Source organism: Tenacibaculum sp. Bg11-29 (genome assembly GCF_002836595.1).
In the GTDB taxonomy this organism is placed as follows: domain Bacteria; phylum Bacteroidota; class Bacteroidia; order Flavobacteriales; family Flavobacteriaceae; genus Polaribacter.
Map to the genome: position 1 here is coordinate 3,827,390 of NZ_PJBB01000003.1, position 15,444 is coordinate 3,842,833.

14 protein-coding genes are annotated in these 15,444 nt (G+C 29.2%); 10 read left to right on the plus strand and 4 right to left on the minus strand.

The genetic code is table 11. From position 1 onward, the window contains the following. Complete coding sequence (locus CXF68_RS17225) at window positions 1–1,131, minus strand: efflux RND transporter periplasmic adaptor subunit (protein WP_101046348.1); 1,131 nt, start codon at window positions 1,129–1,131, stop codon at window positions 1–3. A 10-nt stretch (window positions 1,132–1,141) separates the two neighbouring features. Further along, entirely contained in the window at window positions 1,142–1,603 is a 462-nt protein-coding gene (locus CXF68_RS17230; protein ID WP_101046349.1) for a MarR family winged helix-turn-helix transcriptional regulator, read from the minus strand. Between the two features lie 274 nt (window positions 1,604–1,877). Between CXF68_RS17230 and CXF68_RS17235 the strand changes: the two genes are divergently transcribed. The 8 genes from CXF68_RS17235 (at window position 1,878) to CXF68_RS17270 (ending at window position 8,053) form a co-directional block, all read left to right on the plus strand. Continuing rightward, window positions 1,878–2,516, plus strand: a complete 639-nt coding sequence (locus tag CXF68_RS17235) for a Crp/Fnr family transcriptional regulator (protein ID WP_101046350.1) — start codon at window positions 1,878–1,880, stop codon at window positions 2,514–2,516. A gap of 88 nt (window positions 2,517–2,604) precedes the next feature. Beyond that, window positions 2,605–2,901, plus strand: a complete 297-nt coding sequence (locus CXF68_RS17240; RefSeq protein WP_101046351.1) for a putative quinol monooxygenase — start codon at window positions 2,605–2,607, stop codon at window positions 2,899–2,901. Window positions 2,902–2,926: 25 nt separating this feature from the next. Beyond that, window positions 2,927–3,841 carry a hypothetical protein gene (locus tag CXF68_RS17245; protein ID WP_101046352.1) on the plus strand — a complete coding sequence of 305 codons (915 nt, stop codon included), beginning with the start codon at window positions 2,927–2,929 and terminating at the stop codon, window positions 3,839–3,841. Window positions 3,842–3,867: 26 nt separating this feature from the next. Continuing rightward, window positions 3,868–4,749 carry a VOC family protein gene (locus tag CXF68_RS17250; RefSeq protein ID WP_369800529.1) on the plus strand — a complete coding sequence of 294 codons (882 nt, stop codon included), beginning with the start codon at window positions 3,868–3,870 and terminating at the stop codon, window positions 4,747–4,749. Window positions 4,750–4,884: 135 nt separating this feature from the next. Continuing rightward, window positions 4,885–5,511: a Crp/Fnr family transcriptional regulator gene (locus tag CXF68_RS17255; protein ID WP_101046354.1), complete on the plus strand. Its 627-nt coding sequence runs from the start codon at window positions 4,885–4,887 to the stop codon at window positions 5,509–5,511. 111 nt (window positions 5,512–5,622) lie between these two features. Beyond that, window positions 5,623–6,426, plus strand: coding sequence for an alpha/beta fold hydrolase (locus CXF68_RS17260; protein ID WP_198553847.1), 804 nt, complete (start codon window positions 5,623–5,625; stop codon window positions 6,424–6,426). A 243-nt stretch (window positions 6,427–6,669) separates the two neighbouring features. After that, window positions 6,670–7,278 carry a Crp/Fnr family transcriptional regulator gene (locus tag CXF68_RS17265; protein ID WP_101046355.1) on the plus strand — a complete coding sequence of 203 codons (609 nt, stop codon included), beginning with the start codon at window positions 6,670–6,672 and terminating at the stop codon, window positions 7,276–7,278. Between the two features lie 154 nt (window positions 7,279–7,432). Then, entirely contained in the window at window positions 7,433–8,053 is a 621-nt protein-coding gene (locus tag CXF68_RS17270) for a Crp/Fnr family transcriptional regulator (RefSeq protein ID WP_101046356.1), read from the plus strand. Between the two features lie 116 nt (window positions 8,054–8,169). Here the strand turns inward: CXF68_RS17270 and carB are convergent, their stop codons facing one another. Together carB and rpmH are read right to left on the minus strand one after the other, a co-directional pair. Beyond that, window positions 8,170–11,022, minus strand: a complete 2,853-nt coding sequence (gene carB / locus CXF68_RS17275; protein WP_101046357.1) for a carbamoyl-phosphate synthase large subunit — start codon at window positions 11,020–11,022, stop codon at window positions 8,170–8,172. A gap of 114 nt (window positions 11,023–11,136) precedes the next feature. Beyond that, complete coding sequence (gene rpmH, locus CXF68_RS17280; protein ID WP_058884776.1) at window positions 11,137–11,298, minus strand: 50S ribosomal protein L34; 162 nt, start codon at window positions 11,296–11,298, stop codon at window positions 11,137–11,139. Window positions 11,299–11,528: 230 nt separating this feature from the next. Between rpmH and CXF68_RS17285 the strand changes: the two genes are divergently transcribed. Both CXF68_RS17285 and yidC read left to right on the plus strand, forming a co-directional pair. Beyond that, complete coding sequence (locus CXF68_RS17285) at window positions 11,529–13,142, plus strand: CTP synthase (protein ID WP_101046358.1); 1,614 nt, start codon at window positions 11,529–11,531, stop codon at window positions 13,140–13,142. A gap of 192 nt (window positions 13,143–13,334) precedes the next feature. Next, window positions 13,335–15,206: a membrane protein insertase YidC gene (gene yidC / locus CXF68_RS17290; RefSeq protein WP_101046359.1), complete on the plus strand. Its 1,872-nt coding sequence runs from the start codon at window positions 13,335–13,337 to the stop codon at window positions 15,204–15,206. The last annotated feature ends 238 nt before the right edge of the window (window positions 15,207–15,444 follow it).

Consider the following 15,444-nt stretch of genomic DNA (forward strand, 5'->3'; position numbering starts at 1 on the left):
TTACTCTGTTTTTGCATTGTTCTGTTCAGAAAATATTTTTACAGGCATTCCTGCATAAGCCCCTGTTATTGGTTTAGAGACTAATTGCATTTCATTTTTCAAACCTTTTATAACAACAGTATTTTCATTAAAATGCACCGTGTTAATTTTTACTAAATCTAATACACTGTCTTTAACTACATAAATAAATTTATTTTCTATTAATAACTTTCTGTTTACCTCTATAGCATCTATTGCTGTTTTTACAGGTACGTTGGCCTCTAAATACATTCCTTCTCTTAAATTTTCTCCTTTTACTTCAATAAACAACTGAACAGTTTGAGAAGCTTGATCTATTTTTCCATTAATCCTAGAAACTTTTCCTGACCAAGTTTTTGTTTTTTCTAAATTTTGAAGAGCAACAGTTTTACCTACTTGTAAAACATTTGCAAAGCCAGCATTAACAGATAATGGTAATTCAAACACTGATAAATCAATAAATTCTCCCATTTTCTGCCCTACCCTTACTAAGGTTCCGTTTGTAACCAATGTCTCTGTTAAAATACCTTTAAAAGGAGCTCTAAGATTATATTTAGCTAGCTTAGCCTCTAAATTTTTTAAATTATAAAATGTAGTATATATATTCTTTCCTGTTATAAAGTATTTTTCTTTATCTGAATTAGTATTAGGTAATGGTTGTACCGATTTATTAATGTTGTAGTTTTTTAAATAAGAATTCCATTTTTCAAAAGAATCTGGATAATCTAATCTGATATCTGGCATAATTGAAGCAATTAAATTTTGTAAAGAGCTTCTTTGAGATTGAATAGATGCGTAAAATTCCTGACTATTAATTCTTAATAATGTTTGTCCTTTATTATACGAGACTCCTGCTCTAAAATCTTTTCCTGTAGGCCTTAAAACTCCTTGTACTTCTGAATAAATATCAACTTTATTTTTAGCAACTAAATTTCCGTTTGCTGAAATTACAATTGCCACATCTCCATTTTTAACCTCTTTAACAAAAACTGTTTTTTCAACTTTTGTTACTTTATGCTCAGGCTTCTTTTTACTATTTTTAAAATAACTAGATATTAAAGACGCTACTAAAAGCACTATAATTCCTGCCCCTACAATAATTAATTTTCTCATGTTTTATTATTTAGTTGTCACTACAACTTTTAGTTGATTTCTTTATTAAATTTCCTTGTACTTTTTTAATTGTATCAATTGCTTTAGCAATCTCTTCGTATGAGATGTTTTCTTGTAATGAAATTGCAAAACTTTTCATAATTGGTAAAGTTTCTTCTAGTAATAGCTCTCCTTTTTTAGTTAAATGAATATTATTAATTCGTCTATCTGATTTAGACAAAATCCTAGCTACTAAATTTTTCTTTTCCATTGTATTAATCAATCGAGTTAAAGATGTTTTATCTCTACCTGTTAAAAAAGCAAGTTCTTGCTGTGGAAGTCCATTCTTAGCTTTCAGTCTTTTTAAAACAATAAATTGAATCTTTGTTAGACTAATATTTTTCTCAAAAAAAATATCTTGAATATGATTATCAATCATTTTCATTGTTTTGCCTAACCACGGAGCTAGTGTATTTTCAATATCCATATTCATATTTAATATTAGATGCAAAATTAATCCAAAAGATTAATTTAGTTGCATATACAACTAGTTAATTTTATGTTAAAAAAAATAATTATAGCTCATTCATACAAGAAATTCAACTAAACTAAAAAGGGATGACTCTAATTCAAGATCGGACCCCATTATTATCAAAATTAATTATAAATTTATCTAATAATCAGTGTATAATCTATTTACTACTTGTACTATCTTTGTTAATTTTTGTGCTTAAACCACACAACTAAATCTTATATAATCACATTGTATGCAATTTAATACACAAAACTTAATGCTAGATAATTTCTTAAAACAACTTGGGATTTCTGAAAAAGTGCTTCAAGATGAAATTCGTAAAAATGCTACTATAACAGAGCACAAAAAAGGCGATTTTATTATTAAAAACAATCATTACATAAAGGTATTAAAAATTGTGCTAGAAGGAAAGGTAAGAGTTTATCAAGAAAGTGAAGACCGTGAAATTCTTATTTATTACCTAAATACAATGGAAACTTGTACGTTATCACTTTCTGCTTGTTTTGAAGATTGCAAAAGTACTGTTAATGCTATTGCTGAAGAAAAATGCATCATACTAAACCTACCTATTAGATATGTAAGAGATTGGAATTTTAGTTATAAATCATGGAATAACTTCATTGTAAATACATTCAGAAAGAGTTACAACCACTTAATTCATCAATATTCAAATTTAGCGTTTCAACCATTGAAAGATCGCTTACTTGATTATCTTATTTCTAAAGCGAATGATGACATTCTTTATAAATCACATCAAGATTTAGCCAAAGAATTAGGAACAACAAGAGAGGTTATTTCTAGATTACTTAAGAAATTAGAATCGAACGGTAAACTACGTCTTGGACAAAAAGAAATTCATATTTTAAAATAAATTTAAACTGTTGTGCCAAATGTCACAGGTTTTACACCTTAAATCATAGTTTATTTGTACCATAATTAATACTTAAAATTAAATAATTATGGAAATTATGGTAAAATTTGAGCTTTTGGCTCAAGAACGACAGTCCGAAAAAATTAAACACTTTTTTGAAAAAATACTTCAAGATACGAGAAATTTTAATGGTTGTAATACAGCTCAAGTATCTAGACTAAGGGAAGAACCTAATAAAATTGTTCTAATTGAATATTGGAAATCTAATGAACACTTTCAGAAGTATTTGAACTGGAGAAAAGAAATAGGAGATTTCGACACTCTTGGTAGTATGCTAAAAGAAGATCCTAATATTCAAATTTACGAAGTAGTAACCACAGCTTAATACTTTAAGCTTGAAAAAACAAATCATGAATTTAACAAATAAAAAAATGTTTAGTAATAATTTATTCCTAAGAGTCATATTTTTAACAATAGCATTAACATCATGTGCACAACAGCAAACTTCTAACGAAGAAAAAAAAATAGTGCAAAGTAACAATAAACAAAAACCGACTGCTCATCACGAGATAGCACTTGAGGTAATTGCGGCTAGTAAAGAATGGATTACTAATTTTAATAAAGGAGCCAAAGAAAACATTATAGGAAGCTATGCAGAAACAGCCGTAATGAGCGCAATGCCTTTTGGTGTTTACGAAGGAATAGAAAAAATAAAAGGATTTTGGGTTCCATTTGTAGAAAGTGGTGCAACAGATTTAGTTTATACAAAATTAAGTATTCAAGTAGCAAATGAAAAAACAGCATTTTTATCTGCAAATTGGAGTATGAATGTAGGTAAAGGTATAATTTATAATGAAAAATGGGAAAAGTTAAATGAAAAATGGGTACTAACCTATGATAACTTTGAGGTGCAAGAAAAATATGAAACACCTCGTGAAAATAGTAAAAATCCAATAGCTAGTCATATTGCTATGGAAGAACTAATTCATACATCAATAGCATGGACAAGTAATTTTAATAATGGTAAAGGTAATATTTGTGGTGAAGGATATTTTGAAAATGCCACAATGAACCCTGTCCCTTTTCCATCGGTTACAGGAAAAAAAGGAATCGAAAATTTTTGGATTAAACTTATAGCAGATGGCGCCAATAATTTAATTTATTCAACACCAAAATTTGAAATGGTAACTGCCAACAGTGGTATTTTATCTTCTGATTGGTCAATGAATATTGGAGAAGGAAAAATTTATAATGAAAAATGGGAAAAAAAAGATGGAAAATGGAAATTAAGCTATGATGAATTCAAAGTTGTAACACAATACTAAAAGATAACAAAAACAAATATAGAGTGATGAAATTAAAAAGCTTTAGACTACGAATAAACAATCCCAAAACCATAAATTTCTATACTAAAATACTGGGAATGAAATTAAAAAAAACCTTTGAACATGTCAAAGGTACTTTGTCTATTTTAAATTTTGAAAATCAAGATTATTGCTTAGAATTGTTTCAAGAAAAAGAAGAAAATTCTATTAACTACTTACAAAAACCAGACGACAACTATTGGAAGCATAGCTTATTTATTGACGATATTGAAAGGGTTAACACTAAAATGAAAGAATACAATATACCTATTGGTGAACCCTATCAATTTGGAGATATTGGTTACTTGTCTCACACCAAAGATATCGAAGATCATCAAATAGAATTCATTCAAAAAACATTTAAACAAAACACTGTTCCGTCTACACAAAAAAAAGACTATCCGTTACTAGAAAACCCAGTATTAGGCTTGTTAACTATTAGAACAAAAGATCCAATAAAAAGCATTCAGTTTTATGAAGATATCTGCGGAATGAAACTACATGCAAGAATGTATGTAAAACGAAGTAACGGATTTACTTTGTATTTTTTAGGAAGTCCAGAACTAACACCTCCCTCATTAGATATTGATGCTCTAGAAAATAGAGAATGGATGTACCAACAAAACCATTTATTTATTGAAATACAGCACTATTGGGGTAGTGAATATGATGATAATTTTATATTAAATCACAATCATCAAGGATGTCAATTGGTTAAATTTGAAGGGAATTTATTAATCCTAAAAAATAAATTACTGAAGAAAAATATTCCTTTTCTTGAAAAAGAAAATCAACAAGAGTCTAAAAACGAAATACATTTTTCTTCTGTAGATAATTTGAAAATATTAGCTACTGAATATAAAAACTAAAAAGACTTCATACTAAATCAATCCTAATTTTACAACTGAAAATACTTACTTTAATAGCTTATTACATAACTATAATTTAAAATATTTACCAATAACTGGTGGTTATACAAAACCAATTATTTATAATTAGAAAGAATGACTGAATTTAACCAACTATTTAAGGCTTTAAACATTACTGAGGGGAACCTCAAAGAGGAAATTTTAAAGGTAGGAATCATACAAACTGTACCTAAGAATACATTTATTGTTGAACAAGATAAATATATCAAATGGTTAGCCCTTGTTATTTCAGGTAAAGTAAGGGTATGGCAAGAAAATGATGATAGGCAAATTTTACTTTATTATGTTAATCCTATTCAGACATGTGTATTATCTCTTTCAGCTACATTCCGAGACTACAAAAGTCTTGTAAATGCAAAAACGGAAGAAGATACAATAATCATCAAAATACCTGTGAGATTTGTTTCTGAATGGAGCTTTAAATATAAATCTTGGAATAATTTCACTACAAATTCATTTATATTTAGTTATGACGATTTACTCCATTCTTATAAGAATTTGGCATTTAACAAAATAGACAAGCGACTAATAGATTACCTAAAATTAGAAAGTACAAAAATACAATCTCATATAATAAACCTTTCACATAGTCAATTAGCAAAAGAAATAGGTACTACAAGGGAAGTCGTTTCAAAAATATTGAAACAATTTGAAATTTCAGGTATCGTAAAATTGAAGTTTAAACAAATAGAACTCCTCTAAAAAATTACTTTTCAAAGTATATTTTATCACCTGTATCAAAAGGTACAGGTGCTACTTCATTTCTCGTTTTACTTTTGCATTATAATTAATAACAAATTTAAAACAGAAAAAATGACACAAAAAAAATTTACACTTGTAGCAATCATTCTACTTTCGATTGTTAGTATTGGATGCTCAAACACACAAAAAATGGACAAAAAAGAAACTTATGTATTAGTACACTCCGCTTGGTTAGGAGGATGGCAATGGAAAAATGTAGCTAAAAATCTAAAAGAAAATGGACACGCAGTTTTAACCCCAGACTTACCAGGGCACGGAAGCGACAAGACTTCTCCTGCCGATATTACTATGGATGATTATGTAAAAACACTTGTAAATATTCTTGATAAACAAGATAACCCTGTAATTTTAGTTGGTCATAGTTTTAACGGTATTACTGTAAGTAGAGTTGCTGAGTTAAGACCTAATAAAGTTAAAAAGCTAGTGTTTTTAACCGCCTTTTTATTACCAAACAAAGGTTCATTCTTCGGAGCAGTACAAGCTGTAAAAGGATCTACAGCAGTAGATAATTTTCAGTTATCAGAAGATAAAACGTATGCTTTTGTAAAAGAAGATGAGATACAAAATGCTTTTGCTCACGATATTTCAAAAGAAGCTTTTGATGCTGCAAAACCACATATTGTACCTGAGCCTGCGGCACCTTTAAGCTATGAGTTACAAATAACGGACGGGAATTTTGGTAAAATCCCTAAATACTATATCGAATGTACAGAAGATAGAGCCATACCTATTGAAATACAAAGAGCAATGTATAAAGGAAAAATTGAAAAAGTATATACTTTAAATTCAAGTCATACTCCAAATTTTTCACAACCTGAAAACCTTGCAAATATTCTCTTAAAAATACTAAAATAAAAGGGAATAACTAAAGTGATTGTTGCACAACTAAAAATATATTTTTTAAAAAAAACATTATGGTCTTTATTTTAATTAAAATATAACAACCTGATTATCAACATTAATCGTTTTGTGATTTATTTAAGGTTTTAGAATATATTAAAAAATATATTTGTGCAACATTCTAATATTGTAAGTATACTTTATTAATTACTACTTAATAACAAGTTTATATAATAATTAATTTTTAAATAATTTATAATGATTTTAAAGTCCCTCGTTAATGAATCAACAGCTAAATTAATTCGATCTTATGCTGTCCAAAAAAAATATCTAGTTGGTGATCCCATTTTACTGAAAGATGTTCCTATAAATACTACTGCTATTATAATTGATGGTGTGTTAAAGGCTCACTTAGATCAAGATAATAGCTCCTTATTGTTATATCATATTTCACCAAATAACAATCCTGTCATAGCACTAATGAACATGACAGAATCACATGCTGCTCCAATCTCTATCACTGCTATAGAAAACAGTACTTTATTATGGATTCCAAATAATAAAATAGCTGAATGGCAAGGTCTTTCTTTGTCTTTCAAAAAAATTATTATTAATTCTAGCGAGTATAATATTAATACAATGCTTAATAGACTTAAGAATTTATTAACTCATTCTTTAGAAAATCGCTTGTTCTATTATCTAAAAAATAAATCTACCATTTACCAACAAGAAGACATTCATATTTCTAGAGCTGAAATCTCTTCTGATTTAAAAACTCCTTTAGCTTCTATTTCTAGAGCTATAAGACGCTTAGAAAATAGACATAAAATTATAAGCAAACCTAGGTCCATACAATTAGTAGTATAAAATATACTACTAAATAGATTTTTACATTTTAGAGGAATATGGCTTAATAAGTTATATCCCTTTAAAGCATACAATATCTTTTTTTTATCAAAAACAGCTAATTAGTAAACTAATTTAGTGTAGGAAATCCTATATTAAATAATACCCTTCATTTATGCTAGAAAACTTACCACTCTCTAAAGAGGTAATCGACCTATTTAAAAAACACGGAAAAATATTACATTATAAAAAAGGGTCTTTATTACCAAACTGTAGTAGATTCGACAAAGATGTTTGTATTTTATTATCTGGAATTGTTAAAATGTCTATAAAACATAATAATAAAAAAATACTTCTATATCATGTAGAGGGATTTAATCCGAAAATCATGAATTATACTAACACTCAAAATATATCTTCAGATATAATATGTCGTATCGTTTTAAAAGACGCTATTGTTTTAAACATTCCTAATGACTTTTTTTTAGAATGGACAAGTACTTACATAGAACTTAGAGATTTTATGATTACTTCATTTCAATACCATTATATGTGTATCATAAACAAAACTCAAGAAGTCAGTAATCAAACATTAGAAGAACATCTACTTGGCTATATTAAAACAAAATCGAAGCTATATAAAAATTCTGAAATTAGAATTCCGATATTAGAAATATCTGAAGATTTAAATTTTTCTAGAGAAGCTATTTCAAGAGGGTTAAAAAACCTAGAAACTAATAATAAAATTATACGTAAGACTAGATCAATTGTATTACTTTGTTTAGTTTCTTTATAATAGAATCGTTTTCATTAATAAAAAAAGCATAAACCCTTTATTAGAAAAGATATCCTTTAAAATAAAAAATCCTCATAGGTATAATTCTATGAGGATTTACATTTTTATAAAAAACGCTATTTCGTCAAGTACATTTTTCTTCTTGAATATAAGTCGTAGAATTGATCGTCTTTTAAATCGTCAATAAATAAAATACTTTCTCCTGTCGATTTCATTTCAGGCCCTAATTGTTTATTTACATTCGGAAACTTGTTAAATGAAAACACTGGTTGCTTTATTGCATAACCATCTAATTGAGGATTAAATTCAAAATCTGTAACCTTATTTTCTCCTAACATTACCTTCGTTGCATAATTAACATAAGGCTCTTTATATGCTTTAGCTATAAAAGGTACTGTACGAGAAGCTCTTGGGTTTGCTTCAATTATATATACAATATCATTTTTAATAGCAAATTGAACGTTAATTAAACCTACCGTTTTTAACTCTAAAGCAATCGTTTTTGTATGATCCTTAATTTGTTGCATTACTAAATCACCTAAATTAAAGGCAGGTAATGTTGCATTTGAATCTCCAGAGTGCACTCCACAAGGTTCAATGTGCTCCATTATTCCAATAATCTGAACATTTTCACCATCACAAATTGCATCTGCTTCTGCTTCAATTGCCCCGTCTAAATAATGATCTAATAATAATTTATTACCAGGCATCCTTCTTAATAAATCAACAACATGCTCTATTAATTCTTCTTTATTAATTACAATTTTCATTCCTTGCCCTCCTAAAACATAAGATGGACGAACTAAAATTGGAAAATCTAATTTATCTGCTAACACTAAAGCTTCATCAGCCGTTTCAGCAATTCCAAATTCTGGAAAAGGAATTTTATTTCTCATTAAAAGATCTGAAAAACTACCTCTGTCTTCAGCTAAATCTAACGCTTCAAAACTAGTTCCTAGAATTTTAACACCATACTTTGTTAACTTTTCAGCTAATTTCAAAGCAGTTTGCCCTCCTAATTGAACAATAACACCTTCTGGTTTTTCATGTTTGATAATGTCATAGATATGCTCCCAAAAAACAGGTTCGAAATATAATTTATCAGCAGTATCAAAATCTGTAGAAACAGTTTCAGGGTTACAGTTAATCATAATCGTTTCATAACCACATTCAGCCGCCGCTAAAATACCATGAACACAACAGTAATCAAATTCAATTCCTTGTCCGATACGGTTTGGTCCTGAACCTAAAACAATAATTTTTTTCTTAGCAGTAACTTCACTTTCATTTGTTACAACTGTATTTCCTTCTGCTGCTACAACATCACTTTCGAAAGTTGAATAATAATAAGGAGTTTTCGCTTTAAATTCAGCAGCACAAGTATCTACTAACTTGTAAACTCTATTAATATTTAATTCTTCTCTCTTCTTATATACTTCACTTTCTAAACAACCTAACATATGAGCTATCTGACGATCTCCATATCCTTTCTGTTTCGCCTCTAATAATAAATCTCTATCAAGATTCGTAACAGTATATTTAGAAATTTCTTTTTCTATTTCATGTAATTCTTCATATTGTTTTAAGAACCACATATCAATTTGAGTAATTTCATGGATTTTACTCAACGGAATTCCCATTTTAATTGCATCGTAAATAATAAAAACACGATCCCAAGAAGCATACGTTAACTTCTCTATTATTTCTTCGTAATTTTTATTTTCTTTTCCGTCTGCTCCTAAACCATTACGTTTAATCTCTAAAGACTGTGTTGCTTTATGCAATGCTTCTTGAAACGAACGTCCAATTCCCATTACTTCACCAACAGATTTCATTTGTAAACCTAAAGTTCTATCAGAACCTTCGAATTTATCAAAGTTCCAACGAGGAATTTTTACAATTACATAATCTAGTGTTGGCTCAAATAAAGCTGATGTAGATTTTGTAATTTGATTATCTAACTCATCCAAATGATAACCTAAGGCTAACTTCGCTGCAATTTTAGCAATAGGATACCCTGTTGCTTTACTTGCCAATGCTGATGAACGTGATACACGTGGGTTAATTTCAATAGCTATTATATCTTCCTTTTCATCTGGAGAAATAGCAAACTGTACGTTACATCCTCCTGCAAAATCACCAATATTACGCATCATATGAATAGCCATATCACGCATTTTTTGGAATGTTTTATCAGAAAGTGTCATTGCTGGTGCTACAGTAATCGAATCTCCAGTATGAATTCCAATAGGATCCATATTTTCGATTGAACAAATAATAACTACGTTATCATTCGCATCTCTTAATAACTCTAATTCATATTCTTTCCAGCCTATAAGGGCTTTATCAATCATTACCTCATGAATAGGAGAAACTTCTAATCCATGGGTTAACAATGCATCAAAATCTTCTTCCTTGTAAACGAAAGAAGCTCCTTCACCACCTAAAGTAAATGAAGCTCTAATAATTAAAGGAAATCCAAATTCTTGTGCAATTTCTTTACCTTTTAAGAAAGAAGTCGCTGTTGCTTGAGGCGCCATTGGAATATCAATATCTATCATCAAGTTTCTAAACTTCTCACGATCTTCCGTAATATTAATAGCGTCAATATTAACACCAATAATCTTTACACCAAAATCTTCCCAAATTCCTTTTTCATCAGCTTCTATACATAAATTTAATGCTGTTTGACCACCCATTGTTGGTAAAACTGCATCAATTTGTGGATGCTCTTTTAAAATCTGAATTATAGATTTCGTATTTAAAGGCAAAAGATATACATGATCAGCCATTGAAGGATCTGTCATGATAGTTGCAGGATTTGAATTGATTAAAACAGTTTCAATTCCATCTTCACGTAAAGAACGTAAAGCTTGTGTTCCAGAATAATCAAATTCACAGGCTTGTCCAATAACAATTGGCCCTGATCCGATTATTAATATAGATTTAAGGTCTTGGTTTTTAGGCATTTTAGTCGGTATTGTGTTGTGTTGTTGTTGTCTGTAAAAGTAAAAAACGTTTATATACAAAAAAAGTGTTACTATAAAAATAGTAACACCTAATATATTAACAATTGTTAATCATTATTTTTTTGGTCTTGGAGCTGAAGATACACTTAAGTTTTTTCTTCCTTTAGCTCTTCTTCTAGCTAATACTTTACGTCCATTAGCAGATGCCATTCTTTCTCTGAAACCGTGTTTGTTTCTTCTTTTTCTTTTCGATGGTTGGTAAGTTCTTTTCGGCATTATTTATATTTTTAAAATATGGTCTTTAATTATACGTTGCTTTTATGAAATTCCGTCTGCTAAAAGCGTCCGCAAATATACAATAGTTTTTTTGTCTGACAAATACTAGTTTTATTTTTTTTTAATATTTTTTGACTTAGCAAAAATAGTTAATTTTTATATATCTTTTTTCACTTTTTTATTTGTTCGAATTGCTAGACTTCTTACTTTTGCCCAAACCTAAGAATACCATGAACAACACTAAATACGTTTTTGTAACAGGAGGCGTAACTTCATCACTAGGAAAAGGAATTATTGCCGCTTCTTTAGCTAAATTATTACAGCAAAGAGGTTTCTCTGTGACTATACAAAAATTAGATCCATATATTAATATCGATCCAGGAACATTAAACCCTTATGAACACGGTGAGTGTTATGTAACTGATGACGGAGCTGAAACTGATTTAGATTTAGGTCATTATGAACGTTTCTTAAACATTCCGACTTCACAAGCAAATAACGTTACTACAGGTAAAATTTATCAATCTGTAATAAATAAAGAACGTAAAGGTGAGTTTTTAGGAAAAACAGTTCAAGTAATACCTCATATTACTGATGAAATTAAAGAACGTGTCCAAATTTTAGGGAATACTGGTGATTATGATATTGTTATTACCGAAATAGGTGGAACTGTTGGTGATATTGAATCTTTACCATATGTAGAAGCTGTTCGTCAATTAAAATGGGAATTGGGAGATGATAACGTTATTGTTATACATTTAACGTTAGTTCCTTATTTAGCCGCCGCTGGTGAATTAAAAACCAAACCTACACAACACTCTGTAAAAATGTTAATGCAAAGTGGTGTCAGTCCAGACATACTTGTATGTCGTTCTGAGCATGAAATTAATGATACTATTAAACGTAAGTTGGCTTTATTTTGTAATGTTAAAAAACAAGATGTAATTCAATCGTTAGATGCTGAAACTATTTACGATGTTCCCAACTTAATGTTTAAAGAAGGTTTAGATTATGTCGTTTTAGATAAATTAAACTTATCTACACGTAAACAACCTAAATTAAAGGCTTGGAATCAATTTTTAGAACGTCATAAAAACCCTACTGCAACTATTGAAATTGGTTTAGTTGGTAAATATGTTGAATTACATGACTCATACAAGTCAATTACCGAATCTTTTATTCATGCTGGAGCTTCAAATAAAACGAAAGTTGTAGTTCGTTGGATTCATTCTGAAGAATTAACTCCAGAAAACGCTGCTTTAAAACTAGAAGGCTTAAACGGTGTTTTAGTTGCTCCTGGTTTTGGGGATCGTGGAATTGAAGGTAAGATCGCTGCTGTACAATATGTACGTGAAAACAACATTCCTTTTTTAGGGATTTGTTTGGGAATGCAAATGGCTGTTATTGAATACTCTCGTAATATTTTGGGCTTAAAAGGCGCAGAATCAACAGAAATGAACGAAAAAACAACGCATCCTGTTATTAACCTAATGGAAACACAAAAAGATGTTACCGAAAAAGGTGGAACAATGCGTTTAGGTGCTTGGGATTGTGAGATAACTGAAGATTCTAAAGTATTTAAAGCTTATAAATCAAAATTAATTAGCGAGCGTCACCGTCATAGATACGAATATAATAATGCTTATAAAGAGCAATTAGAAGGAGCTGGAATGAAATCTACAGGTATAAATCCTAAAACAGGATTAGTAGAGATTATTGAAATACCTACCCACCCTTGGTTTGTTGGTGTACAATACCATCCTGAATACAAGAGTACCGTGTTAAATCCACACCCACTATTTGTAAGTTTTATAAAAGCTGCTTTACAGCAATCAAAAAAATAATTTTAAAATCCTGTAATTAAAAATTACAGGATTTTCTTTTTTTAAACAAGTTGGAACACTGTTTGAACTATTAATGCTATCAAAATTAATCACAGTAAAACCTCATAAAATCTATCGGGTTTCACTACATTTGTCGGGTTTTTCAATTAAGAAAAAACAAAAAATGACAAGTTGACATTATAATATATATCAATGGAACAAAAAAAATTTGATTTAAATTCCTTTATAGGAATGCTTTTATTAGGAGGAATATTACTTTGGTGGATGAATAGTCGTAAACCAGAAGTAACTCCTGAAACAACTACTCAAACGGAGCAAGTTTCTGAAACTTCAGCTATTCAAAACAATTTAACTGAAACACCTATCTTAAATGATTCGTTACAGCAAATTGCTTTAAGAAATAAACTAGGCGCTTTTGCTTATGGAGCTTCAACGGGTAAAGAAGGAAGTACCTTTATAGAAAATGATCTTCTTAAATTAACTATTGATAATAAAGGTGGGCAAATTATTGAAGCTTTAGTTAAAAACTTTAAAACCTACGATTCACTTCCTTTATACTTAATTAAAGATAAGAACGCTTCTTTTAACATTAATTTCGGAACTACAGATAACCGTATTTTAAATACTAAAGATTTATTGTTTACTCCTACTTTAACTAAAAATGGAGAAACTCAAATACTTTCTATGAAGTTGAAAGTATCTGAAGATAAATTTTTAGAATACCGTTACGAAATTAAAAAAAATGACTATCGTGTTGGTTTTGCAGTTCGCTCTCAAGGCTTAAATACCGTTATAAACAGCTCTCAAGCTATTAACTTAGACTGGAACTTAAAAGGGTTTAGACATGAGAAAAGTATGAAAACTGAAAACATGTATTCATACTACTATTACAAAGCTGATAACGATGTTGATTATCTACAAATGAACGACGATGAAGCTGTAAGTGATGTAAATTGGGTTGCTTATAAACAACATTTCTTTTCTACAATTTTATCTTCAGATACTCCATTTAATGATGCAAGCCTAAAATCTGTTGACTTTGTTGGTGAAGAAAAAGATACTGTTTTCACAAAAACATATGGCTTAAAAGCACCTTTAGCTTTAACAAATGGTGAGTTAAATTATAACATGCAATGGTTTTATGGACCTACAAATTATAACTTATTAAAAACATATGAAGGAACTGGTTTAGATGAAATTTCTGATTTAGGTTGGGGTATTTTTGGTTTCTTAAACCGTACTGTTTTCTATCCAGTATTTAATTTATTAAAAGGATTTATTGGGAATTTCGGATTAATTATCATTTTAATGACAATTGTAGTTCGTATTATTATGTCTCCTGTACTTTATAAATCGTATTTATCTAGTGCTAAAATGAAAGTGATTCGTCCAGAAATGGAGGAAATCAATAAAAAATTTCCTGGTAAAGAAAATGCAATGAAACGTCAGCAAGAAACAATGGCGGTGCAACGAAAAGCTGGTGTAAGTATGATGTCTGGATGTATCCCTGCATTATTACAAATGCCTGTATTCTTTGCTTTATTTAAATTCTTTCCAACAAACATCGATTTTAGACAAAAAAGCTTCTTATGGGCAAATGATTTATCATCATACGATATGATTTATCAATTACCTTTTAGCATTCCATTTTACGGAGATCACATCAGTTTATTTCCAATATTAGCTTCTATTGCTATTTTCTTTTACATGAAAATGAATCAAAATCAACAAGCTAATATGCAAGCTCCAACACAAGAAGGAATGCCTGATATGGGTAAAATGATGAAGTATATGATTTACTTCTCTCCTATTATGATGTTGTTTTTCTTTAATAACTATGCTAGTGGATTAAGTTTATATTATTTCATATCTAACTTATTAACCATTGTAATTATGTTAATTATTAAAAATTACGTGATTGATGAAGCTAAGATTCATGCAAAAATTGAAGAAAACAAAAAGAAACCTGAAAAAGCTAAAAGTAAGTTCCGTGAGCGTTTAGATAACGCTATGAAACAAGCTCAAGAGCAACAAGCAACTCAAAAAAAAGCAAAGAAAAAATAATTAAATAATTTTTAATACTCAAAAAGGTCGCTAAATGCGACCTTTTTTTATTTAATTCTATTTTTAATACTCAATAAATAATTATTCTTTTATATTTTAATAATTAATTAAAAACCAACCAAGACAATATTCTTAAATAACTTTGACAAGAATAAGCTCTTTGATATATCTTACCACAGTCCTTATCTAAAAACTAAAAATGATTATTCTTCATTTTCTAAGTTATCTATCATGAAAC

Coding starts and splice junctions, on each gene's coding strand:
- rpmH (WP_058884776.1), bottom strand. CDS start 11,298: ATGCCGAAAAGAACTTACCAACCATCGAAAAGAAAAAGAAGAAACAAA.
- carB (WP_101046357.1), bottom strand. CDS start 11,022: ATGCCTAAAAACCAAGACCTTAAATCTATATTAATAATCGGATCAGGG.
- CXF68_RS17285 (WP_101046358.1), top strand. CDS start 11,529: ATGAACAACACTAAATACGTTTTTGTAACAGGAGGCGTAACTTCATCA.
- CXF68_RS17270 (WP_101046356.1), top strand. CDS start 7,433: ATGCTAGAAAACTTACCACTCTCTAAAGAGGTAATCGACCTATTTAAA.
- CXF68_RS17260 (WP_198553847.1), top strand. CDS start 5,623: ATGACACAAAAAAAATTTACACTTGTAGCAATCATTCTACTTTCGATT.
- CXF68_RS17235 (WP_101046350.1), top strand. CDS start 1,878: ATGCAATTTAATACACAAAACTTAATGCTAGATAATTTCTTAAAACAA.
- CXF68_RS17240 (WP_101046351.1), top strand. CDS start 2,605: ATGGAAATTATGGTAAAATTTGAGCTTTTGGCTCAAGAACGACAGTCC.
- CXF68_RS17265 (WP_101046355.1), top strand. CDS start 6,670: ATGATTTTAAAGTCCCTCGTTAATGAATCAACAGCTAAATTAATTCGA.
- CXF68_RS17245 (WP_101046352.1), top strand. CDS start 2,927: ATGAATTTAACAAATAAAAAAATGTTTAGTAATAATTTATTCCTAAGA.
- CXF68_RS17230 (WP_101046349.1), bottom strand. CDS start 1,603: ATGAATATGGATATTGAAAATACACTAGCTCCGTGGTTAGGCAAAACA.
- CXF68_RS17225 (WP_101046348.1), bottom strand. CDS start 1,131: ATGAGAAAATTAATTATTGTAGGGGCAGGAATTATAGTGCTTTTAGTA.
- CXF68_RS17250 (WP_369800529.1), top strand. CDS start 3,868: ATGAAATTAAAAAGCTTTAGACTACGAATAAACAATCCCAAAACCATA.
- CXF68_RS17255 (WP_101046354.1), top strand. CDS start 4,885: ATGACTGAATTTAACCAACTATTTAAGGCTTTAAACATTACTGAGGGG.
- yidC (WP_101046359.1), top strand. CDS start 13,335: ATGGAACAAAAAAAATTTGATTTAAATTCCTTTATAGGAATGCTTTTA.